Genomic DNA, 12,889 nt, shown 5'->3' with positions numbered 1-12,889 from the left:
GGCATGGAACAATTATATCAATGGATCAGAAACATTACGTATTATCTGATTTTTATCACTGTGGCAGAAAATCTGCTGCCAAATAAAAAATATGAAAAATATATCAAATTCTTTGCGGGAATGGTGCTCATTCTTCTTGTATTAAAGCCTGTTACAGGAGGATTAAGACTGGATGATAAACTGGCCTATTCGTTTGAAGCCATCAGTCTGAAAAAGGAGGCTGGTGAATTGACAGGAAAAGTTTCTAAGATGGAGGAAACAAGGCTGAAGCGCATGATTTCCGGTTACGAGAATGCAGTGGGAACAGATCTGGAGACAATGGCTGAAACAGCGGGGTTCTCCTGCATAGAGACCAGCGCAAAAATCAACAGTGATCAGTCCAGTGACCGTTTTGGCCATGTGGTAAATGTTTCCTTAGTGCTCACCTCTGGTAAGGAAGAAATGGAGGCAGAGGAGGCGGCTTCTGTTGGCAGCAATCTGGATCCGGTTAAGAAAGTTGAGGATGTAAAAAATATTAAAATAACGGTAAAAGAATCGAATCAAAGCACCGAAAAAACGCCAAAAGATGGAAAAAATGAAGAGCAGAAAGAAAATTCCAGTCTTTCTGGTCTTAGAAGGAGGATTGCGGAATATTATGGTTTGGAGGAACAGGATATTGAAATTCAAATGGAAGATGGGTAAGGATAAATGGCTGATCCTGCTGGCGGTTGGAATGATAATCCTGATCCTTACATTTCCGTCGGGTCCGGGAATTGCAAAGAAAGTGGAAAAGACTGCGCAAAAAGAAAATAAGCAGCAGACCACTTTACAGCAGGGCATTGTAACACAGCCTGCAGACGGAGATGCTGCCGTTTCCGTTTCCGAACAGCGGACCTATGAACAAGAGCTGGAAGCAAGGGTGAAGAAAATTCTGAAAACTGTGGACGGTGTCGGTCAGGTGGAAGTGATGATAGTATTAAAATCTTCTGAGGAAAAGGTATTAAGAGTGGATAAAGACAATTCCAGTTCCTCTACGGAAGAAAATGATACATCCGGAGGAACCAGAAAGATTACAAGTGCGGAATTAAAAGAGAGTACCATTCTTACCGGTCAGGGAGAAAATACGGCTCCCATAGTGGAGAAAGAAATACGTCCGGAAATAGAAGGAATTATCATCAGTGCCCAGGGCGGAGGCAGTCCTACGGTAAAAGCTGAAATTTCCAGTGCCATGGAAGCATTATTTAACCTGCCCCCACATAAAATAAAAGTATTAAAGAGGGTGGAATAAAAAGGAGTGTCAGGTATGAAAAGTTGGAAAACAAGCAATGAACCCAAAGTCCCGAAAACCCCAAAGAAAATGGATATGAAGAAACTGTTTCGAAGAAACCAGATTATCATTACAACTCTGGCAGTCATGATTGCTGCCGCCGGATATTTAAATTATGCCGGAAAGCAGGAAGCGGCCTCCGGAACCGATGCTTATGAAGCTGGTATGACTGATATTTCCGAAGAAGACATTCTGGCAGAGAACCAGGCATTAAATGGCAGCGATTCCAGTAAGGATATCGCCAGTCTGGATCAGGATCCCGAAGATATTGACAAATTGGCAGCAGCAGAATCTGCAGGCAGCGCAGAGAATGAAACAGCCGACAGCACACAGGTAGCTGCAGAGAATGAGACAGCAGCAGCCAGTCTTGCAGAAGGGGAAACCCAGGCAGCAGATACAGGTCTTGACAATCCTGGAGAGGCTGTTTTAACCAGTGGCATGAACGTAGCAGATTACATATCAAACGTGCAGTTAAACAGAGAACAGGTAAGAGCCAGAAACAAAGAAACACTGATGAATTTAATCAATAATCCGAATATTGAAGAGGCTGCAAAACAGCAGGCGATTCAGGAAATGATTGACATGACAGCAATCGCAGAAAAAGAGAATGCAGCAGAAACGCTTCTTCTCGCGAAAGGGTTTGCTGATCCGGTAGTCAGCATTTCAAACGGAAAAGTGGATGTAGTCGTCAATGCAGCCAGCATTACAGATCCCCAGCGTGCCCAGATTGAAGATATCGTGAAGAGAAAAACAGAGGTTGGAGCAGAGAGCATTGTCATTACTCTGATGAAATTAGAGGAGTAAAAAGCCTTTGCAAACAGCTGACAATTTTGCTATAATGATTCCAGAACCCAGAAATACGATAAGGAGGGAATCGAAGTGGCTGAATTGGAAAACAGAAATACTCATAAAGTATATGAAAAAGATAAAATCGGTGAAGTACAGATCGCGGATGATGTTGTGGCGATCATCGCAGGTCTTGCTGCGACAGAAGTGGACGGAGTAGATTCCATGGCAGGCAACATCACCAACGAACTGGTGGCGAAGCTGGGCATGAAAAATTTATCCAAAGGTGTTAAGGTGGAACTGACGGAGGATCACGTTTCCGTAGATTTGTCCTTAAACATCAAATATGGTTACAGTATACCTTCTGTCAGTGAAAAAGTTCAGGAAAAAGTGCAGAATGCCATAGAGAATATGACTGGTCTTTCTGTTCTTGATGTGAATATCCGCATTGCCGGAGTAGCAATGGAAGAAAACAAATAAAGTTTATGTTTACAGCGGGGAGAACCGGACAGAAGTCCGGTCCCGCTGTTTTATTGTTGAAAAATAAAATTATCCTTGTAATGAATCAGGACAGGATTTATAATGGACCATATTGTGAATCGAGAGATTCTTAAGGACAGGTGTTTTTTTATATGATAAATCGTAGAAACGGGGGGAGCTATCCGACGAATTTGCTGATCCTGGTAAGTCTTGTAATGACAGTGATTATCGGTATCTGCGTTTTAAATTTCTATTATTTTCATGAAGTGGAACGAAGTCTGTTTCTGCAGACGCACAGAGATTTAAAGCAGGAGAATGATAAAGCACTGAATTATATTGAAACCATGATGCAGACCAAATTCGAATGGCTGGAATTGTTTGCGAATTATTGCGATCTGCCGGATGGAACAGGAAAAGAGCAGTGGTGGGAGCAGGTGCAGGAATACGAAAAAGAAGATTCCAGGTTTGGCGTTGCTGATGCATCGGGAACTCTTTATTTTGGAAACTATGAAACTCAGGATATTTCTACCCGTGACTATTTAAAAAAAGCGCTGGACGGTGAAAAGAATGTATCCGGTCTGTTGAAAGGAAGCTTTAACGGCCGTGACAGTATCGTTCTTTCTGTACCCATAATCAGGGACGGCACAGTGAGGGGCGCGGCATGCCTGGAAGTGTCTGCCGATAAACTGAAAGAATATTTAAGCGATACGCAGTTAAGCCGTTACGGAGCCAATATGATATTTCAGAAAGACGGAGAGATTCTGATCACATGTGATGCATGTGAGAATCAGATTTCTCTTTTTGGAATGCTTGAGACCAGAAAATTTGGACCGGGACAGACTCTTGCGGACATGGAAAACGGAATTAACAGCCGTCAGTCCGGTTATATTACTTATTATGAGAATGATTACAGACGCCTTCTTTACTATCAGCCTATGGGAATCAATGACTGGTTTATGGCTACCTTTGTTGAGACAGAAGGATATGAGAATACCTTTCATCAGATTAAGGAACTTTCTGCAAAATTCATTGCAGGATCGACCTTCCTTTTATTATGTGGGGGATTACTGGTCCTGGGGATTCTTCGTATAAGGAAAAAAGAAGAAAAACGTCTCCAGAAGGATTATCTTACTGGAGTTTACACACGAGAAACCGCAAAAAAACTTGTGGAGCATGGACTGAAAGCCGGGGGAAAAAACCGCTTCTATGCATGTATGTTCCTTGACATCGATGATTTTAAGAAAATAAACGATACCTTTGGTCATCATAAAGGGGATTTAGTCCTTGTTCAGGCAGGTCAGATTTTAAATTCCTGCACAAGACAAGAGGATGTAATCGTCCGCTTCGGGGGAGACGAATTCTGCATCTGGCTGTATGGAATGAGAGGCAGGAAACAGCCGGAAGCCATTGCACAGCGTATCATCAATGCCTTCCGGTTATCAGGAAAAGTCCATGCCAGCATTGGAATCACTTTGATTGAAGAGGAAGAAACCGAATACGATGCGATTTTAAAACGGGCGGATCAGGCATTGTACCAGGCGAAAGGAAAAGGGAAGAATCAGTTTGCTGTTTATAATTAAAGCGCCTATACTGGTGCACAAAAGTTTCTATTGTATAAAAAACCCTGTTAAGGTATAATAATTCCAAACGTCCAGCAAAATCACCAATAGGAGGACCATGGTAAATGACCAGAAGTAAAATGCGTGAACACTGCTTCAAGATGCTTTTCTGCGCTGATTTTCACCCTGCAGAGGAGAAGCTTTGGCAGCTTAATCAATATTTTGAGGAACCAAAAGAGGATGATTTCAATACGGAAGGTATAGAAGAGATTGTCCATGACGTGGATATGAGTGAAGAGAATTCTGCTTATCTAAAAGAAAAGACAGAGGCAGTCATGGATAAAATTCCGGAACTGGATGAAAAAATTAATGAAGTGGCAGAAGGCTGGAAGACAAGGCGTATGGGAAGAGCAGAGCTTACTATTCTTCGTCTGGCACTTTATGAGATATTATTTGATCAGGATGTGCCTGAAAAGGTTGCCATCAACGAGGCAGTGGAACTGGCTAAGAAATACGGCGGCAATGAAGCTCCGGCATTTATTAACGGAGTTCTGGCAAAGCTGGTGTAAGTATGGCAGGTGTTTATTCCGTAACTCAGATCAATGCTTATATTAAAAATATGTTTGCCCAGGATTTTGCACTGAACCGGATTTCCATCAAAGGGGAAGTGTCCAACTGCAAATATCATACTTCCGGTCATATATATTTTACCTTAAAAGATAAAGCCTCTTCTATTTCGGCAGTGATGTTTGCCGGATCCAGGAAAGGTCTTTCCTTTCATTTGGAAGAGGGACAGCAGATTGTCGCAAAGGGAAGCGTTGAAGTCTATGAGCGGGATGGAAGATATCAGCTTTACGCCCAGGAGATTACGAAAGAGGGAATGGGAGATTTATTTGAACGTTTTCTGAAGCTTCGTAATGAACTGGAGGAAATGGGGATGTTTTCCCCGGAATATAAAAAAGAAATCCCCAGATATGCAGGGCGTGTGGGAGTAGTAACTGCCCCCACAGGCGCAGCAATCCGGGATATTATGAATATATCTGCCAGGCGTAACCCTTTTGTGCAGCTCTATCTTTACCCGGCGCTGGTACAGGGAAAAGGTGCTGCAGAAAGCATTGTAAAGGGAATTGAGGCTCTGGACCAGATGGGACTTGATGTTCTCATTGTGGGAAGAGGCGGCGGATCTATCGAGGATCTGTGGGCATTTAATGAAGAAGTGGTTGCCAGAGCGATTTTTAATTGCTCGGTACCTGTAATTTCAGCAGTTGGTCATGAAACTGACGTGACCATAGCAGATTATGTCGCAGACATGCGGGCACCTACCCCTTCAGCGGCAGCAGAACTTGCAGTATTCGATTATAAACAGTTTAAAGAACAGACGGACAGCACCCGGTATACGTTAAAAACCATGTTGGAACGGAAGCTTGAACGCTGCCGCTTTTATGCTGACCAGTATGGTTTAAAGTTAAAGTATTTTGATCCCAGGCGTGCAATTCGTGAGCGGCGTCAGCGCCTTCATGATCTGGAGGAGAAGTTAAACAGCATGATTCTTCGCCGGATCGAATCAGAGAGAAGGCACCTGGACGAATCAGCTCTTATCATGAGCCGGCTTATGGAAAAGCAGAGGTTAAGAGACAGGCACAGGATGGAATTGCTGGCAGGACGCCTTCATGCCTGTTCACCACTTACGAAAATAGGCGGCGGATATGCTTTTATTACGGATCTTAAAAACCGCAGGATCGATTCTGTTATGCAGGCAGAGACCGGAGATCTTCTTCATCTCACACTGAAGGACGGAATGATAGAAGCCGAAGTGACAGCAGTGGAACCAAAGGAAGTGTCAGAGGCAGATAAATAAGGAGAAACAGGCTTATGGCAGTAAAAAAGGAAAAAACCATTGAAGAGACATTAAAGGATTTAGAGGAGCTGGTTAAAAAGCTGGAAAGCGGTGAAAGCTCTTTAGAGGAATCCTTTGAGTATTATGAGACAGGCATGAAGCTTGTCAAGTCCTGCAATGATAAAATAGATAAAGTTGAAAAAAAGATAATTGTGCTGGAGGAAAACGGTGAAGAACATGAACTTTCATGATGAGCTGTCCATATGCACGAAAGCTGTCTGGAAGATTGTGGAACGCTTTCTTCCAGCTGTAGAAGGGCACCAGAGTACCGTTCTTGAGGCGATGGACTATAGTATGCGGGCAGGAGGAAAAAGACTGCGTCCCATGCTGATGCAGGAGATGTACCGCCTTTTTGGAGGAACAGGAAAAGAGATTGAACCCTTTATGGCAGCCATAGAGATGATCCATACCTCTTCCCTGATCCATGACGATTTACCCTGTATGGATAATGACACCCTACGCAGAGGACTTCCCACTGCATGGGTAAAATTTGGATATGATATGGCAGTGCTTGCTGGTGACGGTCTTTTAATCTATTCCATGGAGACAGCAGCAAAAGCACTTCAGTGTTCGGACAGGCCGGACCGGGTGGCCGGGGCTATGGGAATTCTGGCGCAGAAAACAGGAATATTTGGTATGATAGGCGGCCAGACAGTTGACGTGGAGCTGGCTGGAAAGCCGATTCCATGTGATAAACTGGATTTCATCTACCGATTAAAAACAGGTGCGCTTTTAGAAGCTTCCATGATGATTGGCGCACTGCTTGCCGGAGCCGGAGAAGACGATTTAAAGGCTGTGGAAGAGATGGCATCCAAAATCGGGCTGGCGTTTCAGATACAGGATGACATATTAGATGTGACCAGCAATGCCCAGGTTTTAGGAAAACCGGTATTCAGTGATGAGAAAAATCACAAGACCACCTATGTAACATTGGAGGGAATGGAACAGGCGAAGAAGGCTGTGGAGAGAATTTCTGAGGAAGCAGTTGCCTGCCTTCAAAAGCTGCCGGGAGAGAACAGCTTTCTGGAAGAACTGATCCGGATGCTGATCTACCGGGAAAAATAAAGGATCTGAAAAACTATGATACTGGAATTGATTAACGGACCTGACGATATTAAGAAATTCTCCCCACAGGAGCTGACGCTTTTAAGTCAGGAAATCCGTGATTTTTTAATAGAAAAAATAAGTACTACAGGCGGTCACCTTGCCTCTAATCTGGGAGTGGTCGAACTTACCATGGCCATTTATCTGGCTTTTGATCTGCCCATGGACAAGATCGTCTGGGATGTAGGACATCAGTCCTATACCCATAAGATTTTAAGCGGAAGAAGAATGGATTTTGATGAACTGCGCCAGTACGGCGGCATGAGCGGTTTCCCAAAGCGTAAGGAAAGCCCCTGTGATGCCTTTGATACAGGACACAGTTCTACTTCAATTTCTGCTGGCCTGGGACTTGCCCAGGCAAGAGACGTACTGGGGAAAGAGCATTTTGTTGTTTCAGTGATCGGAGACGGTTCCCTTACAGGAGGGATGGCATATGAGGCGTTAAATAATGCGGCTCAGATGAAGAAAAACTTTGTCATCATCCTGAATGATAACAATATGTCCATATCCGAGAATGTAGGAGGTATGTCCTCCTATTTGAACAGTATACGGACAGGGAACGGTTATCTGGATTTAAAAAAGCACGTTACCAATACGCTGTCCAGGATTCCGGTTATCGGTGAGCAGCTCATTGATAAGATCAGCAGGACGAAGAACGGAATCAAGCAGCTTTTGATTCCAGGCATGCTGTTTGAAAATATGGGAATCACCTATTTAGGACCGGTTGACGGTCATGATGTCAAGGCTTTAACAAGAACCTTAAAAGAAGCGAAGAATCTGGATCATACGGTACTGGTTCACGTAATTACCAAAAAGGGGAAGGGATATGCTCCTGCAGAAAAATATCCATCTAAATTTCATGGAGTAGAGCCCTTTGATATTCTTACTGGCAAACCGAAGAAAGAAAAGAAAAATTTAAACTATACAGATGTATTTTCAAAGACCATCTGCAGTCTGGCAAAAGAGGATAAGAAAATTGTGGCGGTTACTGCTGCGATGCCGGATGGAACCGGTTTAAAACGGTTCTCCAGTCTGTATCCGGACCGCTTTTTCGATGTTGGTATTGCAGAAGAGCATGCGGTGACTTCAGCGGCAGGAATGGCAGCAGGCGGCTTAAAGCCGGTAGTGGCTGTTTATTCCTCTTTTTTGCAGAGAGGGTTTGACCAGCTGCTTCATGATGTATGCATTCAGAACCTTCCGGTGGTATTTGCAGTTGACAGGGCGGGACTGGTAGGAAGCGACGGTGAGACTCATCAGGGAATCTTTGATCTTTCCTTTTTAAGTGCCATTCCCAACATGAGCATTTTTGCGCCAAAGAATGGCTGGGAGCTGGAAAAAGGGCTGGAATTTGCTTTTTCTCTTAACAGTCCCATCGCAGTGCGCTATCCAAGAGGAGAAGCCTATCAGGGGCTGGGAGATTTTAAAGCACCCATTGAATATGGAAAAGGTGAGATTATCTATGAGGAAACGGATATCGCACTTCTGGCAGTAGGGAGTATGGTAAGCACAGGTGAGCATGTAAGGCAGAAGCTGAAAGCGGAAGGCTGGAACTGCACCCTTGCAAACGGACGTTTTATCAAGCCCTTCGATAAAAAGCTGATCGATCGTCTGGCAGCAGACCACTGGCTGATTGTGACTATGGAAGAGAACGTGCTCCAGGGCGGGTACGGCAGTCTGATTAACGGGTATATTCACGAACACTACCCAGCCGTAAAGGTGTTAAACATTGCGCTGCCGGATGCGTATGTGGAGCATGGAAACGTTTCTCTGCTGCGAAAGGGACTGGGAATTGACAGTGACTCCATAATCTGGCGCATGAAGAAGGATTATCTGGATGTGGAACGCCAGAACAGGGAATGGAAGGATAAGATGAAGTAAAATGAAAGAACGATTGGATGTGCTATTAGTAAAACATGGACATGCGCAGTCCAGGGAAAAGGCGAAAGCCATTATCATGTCCGGAATTGTATACGTGGACGGGGATAAAGAGGACAAGGCAGGTTCCATGTTTAATGAGGCTGCGCTGATCGAAGTGAGAGGCAGTACATTAAGATATGTAAGCAGGGGCGGGCTGAAGCTGGAAAAAGCCATGACTCACTTCGATGTCACACTGGAAGGAAAGATCTGCATGGATGTAGGATCCTCTACCGGTGGATTTACGGACTGCATGCTTCAAAACGGTGCGGTGAAGGTATATGCGGTGGATGTTGGTCACGGGCAGCTTGCATGGAAGCTTCGTAACGATGACCGGGTAGTTTGCATGGAAAAGACTAATATCCGTTATGTAACGTCTGAGGATATCCGGGACCGCATCGGATTTTCCTCCATTGATGTATCGTTTATTTCTCTGACCAAGGTGCTTTTGCCAGTAAAGAATCTTATCACCCAAGACGGGGAAATTGTCTGCCTGATTAAGCCGCAGTTTGAAGCTGGCCGTGAAAAGGTCGGGAAAAAAGGTGTAGTAAGGGAAAAGTCCGTGCATCTGGAAGTGATCCGGTCCGTGATCGACTACGGAATCAGTATTGGGTTTGAAGTCCTTCATCTGGAGTTCTCTCCCATCAAGGGACCGGAAGGGAATATTGAATATCTGCTCCATCTAAAGAATCACCCGGAAGGGGAACGCTTTCCGGATACCAGCATAGATCCTGAAAAAGTGGTGGAAGAGGCACACAAAGACTTAAGCGAAGGCAAATAAGGAGTCTTAGTATGAAATATTTTTATGTAATCATGAATCCGGATAAAAAGGGAGCCAGGGAGACTGCAGAGCAAGTACGTGAATTTCTTACTGCCAGGGGAGCAGTCTGTCTGATTGGCGGTGGAAAAAAGGTTGAATGGCAGTCAGAGAAGCATTATACCGATTCAGCCATGGTGCCGGAATCCACGGAATGTGTGATTACTCTTGGGGGTGACGGAACACTAATACAGGCGGCGAGAGATTTGTCCGGACGCAATCTGCCCATTCTGGGGATCAACAGGGGAACTTTGGGATATTTAACCCAGGTATCCAGGACCGAAGACATGGAATCAGCCCTTTTAGCCCTTTATAACGATGACTATAAGCTGGAAGAGCGCATGATGTTAAGCGGGAATGCATTCCGGGAAGGAAAAGAGATTTACCGGGATATCGCCCTGAATGAAATCGTCATAACAAGAGGTGAGTATCTGAAGATGCTTCAGTTTCAGGTATTTGTAAACGGGGAATTCTTAACAGAGTACAGAGCGGACGGACTCATTGCCGCAACGCCCACAGGTTCTACTGCCTACAATTTATCTGCAGGGGGTCCGATTATAGCACCCGATTCCCAGATGCTGGTGCTCACACCCATCTGTTCCCATGCCTTAAATGCCAGGAGCATTGTGCTGTCAGCCGAAGACAGGATCAGCATTGAAATTATGGGACCGGAAGACATAAGCCAGGCGGCGGTGTTTGATGGGGATTCAGCGGTGCAGCTCTTACCGGGGGATAGAATGGAATTAAAACGGGCAGAAATTAAAACAATATTAGTAAAATTAAAAAACTTATCATTTTTGGATAATCTTCGGAACAAAATGGCAGGTATCTAAGGAGGTGACACGATGAAACTGGAGAGACACAGTAAGATTGTAGAATTGATCGGAAAATATGAGATCGAAACACAGGAGGAGCTGGCAGATTACCTGAATCAGGCTGGATTTGCAGTAACACAGGCAACCGTATCCAGAGATATCCGGGAGCTGAAGCTGACAAAGGTGCAGTCAGAATCCGGCAAGCAGCGCTATATGGTGCTTCAGAACCAGGGATCGTTCAGTGATAAATACATCCGGATCTTAAGAGATGGGTATTTATCTATGGATATGGCACAGAATATACTTGTGATTAAAACAGTATCCGGAATGGCCATGGCAGTTGCCGCAGCACTGGATGCCCTTCATTTCAGCGAAATCGTAGGATGCATCGCAGGAGACGATACCATTATGTGCGCCATCAGGACTGTTGATGATACCATATTGATGATGGATAAACTAAAAAAACTCGTTACGGGATAAAGGAGGCAAGCCATGCTTTCAGAATTACACGTAAAGAACTTAGCATTAATTGAAAAAGCCGATGTGGAATTTAAAGAGGGACTGAATGTATTAACAGGTGAGACAGGTGCCGGAAAATCCATTATTATTGGCTCAGTAACCATTGCCCTGGGAGGCAAGGTTCCAAAGGATATGATCAGAAACGGTGCGGAATATGCCTACATAGAGCTGATTTTTACAGTCAGTGATCCTAAAAAGATTCAAATGTTAAAAGAAATGGATGTGTATCCCGATCAGGATGGTATCGTCATTATTTCAAAGAAGATCATGCCATCAAAGAGCTTAAGCAAAATTAACGACGAAACGGTAACTTCAGGGAAATTGCGGGAAATCACCGGCTTTCTGATCGATATTCATGGACAGCATGAACATCAGTCTTTACTTTACAAATCAGCACATCTTGAGATCCTGGATCGTTACCAGGATAAAAAGTCCCATAAGCTAAAAATGAATATTGCAGAGACTTACCGGGAATATGTCCGGTTGAAGGACCGGCTGGCGTCGTTTCAGCTTGATGAGGATACCAGACTCCGGGAGATGGACTTTATCCGTTATGAGATAGAAGAGATCGAGAATGCCGGTTTAAAAGACGGAGAAGAGGAAACACTTTCTTCTAAATACCGTCTGTTTCTACATGGAAAAAAGATTATGGAAAGCCTTTCTCTGGCTTATGATGCGGTGAATTCCGATGTGACAGGGCGGGCATTAAAAGAGGTGGAAGCGGCGGCAGTTTATGATGAACGGCTGTTTTCTATCAGAGACCAGCTTTTTGATGTGGATTCTATCTTAAGCGATATTAATCATGAAATTTCTTCTTATATGAAGGAATTATCATTTGATGAGGAGGATTACCAGACCATAGAGTCCCGTCTGGATCTAATCCATAATCTAGAGGCAAAATATGGAAAAGGTGTAGATCTGATTTTCAAAAATCTGGAAGAAAAGAAAAAAAGACTAGGTGAACTGGAAGATTATGATCTTTTAAAACAGCAGACCGAAAAAGAGATCCTTAAAACCGAGGATAAACTGGAAGGTTTATGCGGACAATTATCCTATATGAGGAAAGAAACAGCGAAGGAACTGACCGCGAAAATAAAAGAAGGCTTACATGATTTGAATTTTATTGATGTAAATTTTGATATGGAGTTTGAAAGACTGAATCATTATACGGCAAATGGGTTTGATGAAGCAGAATTTATGATTTCCGCTAATCCTGGAGAGGCCTTAAAACCCTTAAAATCCGTAGCTTCCGGCGGTGAGATGTCAAGAATTATGCTGGCGGTAAAAACCGTTCTTGCTGATTCCGATGAGATACCAACCTTGATTTTTGATGAAATTGATACTGGTATCAGCGGCAGAACGGCGCAGAAGGTTTCAGAAAAGCTTTCTTATATTGCAGGAAGTCATCAGGTAATTTGTATAACTCATCTGCCTCAGATTGCAGCGATGGCAGATTCCCATTATGAAATTAAAAAATCGGCAGATTCTGGAAAAACAACCACTTGTATCCGGGCATTACAAGAGGAGGAAATGGTGGAAGAACTTGCAAGACTGCTTGGCGGAGCAGAGATCACAGATGCTGTGAAAGAAAACGCCAGAGAGATGAAGCGTCTTGCTGCAAAAAAGAAGTTAAAAAATTGATCATTGGTTACAGCACCAGAATTAAATGAATTCAACTAAAATATGACAGAG

At 43.9% G+C, this 12,889-nt stretch carries 14 protein-coding genes; all 14 read left to right on the top strand.

The features are described 5' to 3' along the window. Positions 1-3 precede the first annotated feature (3 nt). A complete protein-coding gene (locus RZO55_RS06220) occupies positions 4-681 on the top strand; it encodes a stage III sporulation protein AF (protein ID WP_318063423.1) in 678 nt (225 codons plus the stop codon). Beyond that, a complete protein-coding gene (locus RZO55_RS06215) occupies positions 674-1,267 on the top strand; it encodes a SpoIIIAG-related protein (protein ID WP_336624267.1) in 594 nt (197 codons plus the stop codon). Before RZO55_RS06220 ends, RZO55_RS06215 begins: the two co-directional genes overlap by 8 nt. A 15-nt stretch (positions 1,268-1,282) precedes the next feature. After that, entirely contained in the window at positions 1,283-2,110 is an 828-nt protein-coding gene (locus RZO55_RS06210; RefSeq protein ID WP_318063421.1) for a SpoIIIAH-like family protein, read from the top strand. 75 nt (positions 2,111-2,185) lie between these two features. After that, positions 2,186-2,572 carry an Asp23/Gls24 family envelope stress response protein gene (locus RZO55_RS06205; protein ID WP_318063420.1) on the top strand — a complete coding sequence of 129 codons (387 nt, stop codon included), beginning with the start codon at positions 2,186-2,188 and terminating at the stop codon, positions 2,570-2,572. Between the two features lie 152 nt (positions 2,573-2,724). After that, the gene (locus RZO55_RS06200; protein WP_318063419.1) at positions 2,725-4,152 is read left to right on the top strand and encodes a sensor domain-containing diguanylate cyclase; all 1,428 of its coding nucleotides are present in this window, start codon (positions 2,725-2,727) and stop codon (positions 4,150-4,152) included. A 104-nt stretch (positions 4,153-4,256) separates the two neighbouring features. Then, complete coding sequence (gene nusB, locus RZO55_RS06195) at positions 4,257-4,700, top strand: transcription antitermination factor NusB (protein WP_318063418.1); 444 nt, start codon at positions 4,257-4,259, stop codon at positions 4,698-4,700. Between the two features lie 2 nt (positions 4,701-4,702). Next, a complete protein-coding gene (xseA, locus tag RZO55_RS06190; RefSeq protein WP_318063417.1) occupies positions 4,703-5,989 on the top strand; it encodes an exodeoxyribonuclease VII large subunit in 1,287 nt (428 codons plus the stop codon). Positions 5,990-6,003: 14 nt separating this feature from the next. Further along, a complete protein-coding gene (gene xseB / locus RZO55_RS06185) occupies positions 6,004-6,219 on the top strand; it encodes an exodeoxyribonuclease VII small subunit (protein WP_318063416.1) in 216 nt (71 codons plus the stop codon). Beyond that, entirely contained in the window at positions 6,206-7,093 is an 888-nt protein-coding gene (locus RZO55_RS06180; RefSeq protein WP_318063455.1) for a polyprenyl synthetase family protein, read from the top strand. The genes xseB and RZO55_RS06180 overlap by 14 nt, the downstream gene beginning before the upstream one ends. A 15-nt stretch (positions 7,094-7,108) precedes the next feature. Then, positions 7,109-9,010: a 1-deoxy-D-xylulose-5-phosphate synthase gene (gene dxs, locus RZO55_RS06175; protein WP_318063415.1), complete on the top strand. Its 1,902-nt coding sequence runs from the start codon at positions 7,109-7,111 to the stop codon at positions 9,008-9,010. Between the two features lies 1 nt (position 9,011). Continuing rightward, positions 9,012-9,827 (top strand): TlyA family RNA methyltransferase, encoded by an 816-nt coding sequence (locus RZO55_RS06170; RefSeq protein WP_318063414.1) that lies wholly within the window; start codon positions 9,012-9,014, stop codon positions 9,825-9,827. 11 nt (positions 9,828-9,838) lie between these two features. Beyond that, complete coding sequence (locus RZO55_RS06165; RefSeq protein WP_318063413.1) at positions 9,839-10,696, top strand: NAD(+)/NADH kinase; 858 nt, start codon at positions 9,839-9,841, stop codon at positions 10,694-10,696. 12 nt (positions 10,697-10,708) lie between these two features. Then, positions 10,709-11,158: an arginine repressor gene (gene argR / locus RZO55_RS06160; protein WP_318063412.1), complete on the top strand. Its 450-nt coding sequence runs from the start codon at positions 10,709-10,711 to the stop codon at positions 11,156-11,158. 12 nt (positions 11,159-11,170) lie between these two features. Then, positions 11,171-12,838, top strand: a complete 1,668-nt coding sequence (gene recN, locus RZO55_RS06155; protein ID WP_318063411.1) for a DNA repair protein RecN — start codon at positions 11,171-11,173, stop codon at positions 12,836-12,838. The last annotated feature ends 51 nt before the right edge of the window (positions 12,839-12,889 follow it).

The sequence above is a fragment of the Clostridium boliviensis genome (assembly GCF_033342255.1).
GTDB classification, from domain to species: domain Bacteria; phylum Bacillota; class Clostridia; order Lachnospirales; family Lachnospiraceae; genus Lacrimispora; species Lacrimispora boliviensis.
This window is presented reverse-complemented; position numbering and strand designations above follow the sequence as displayed.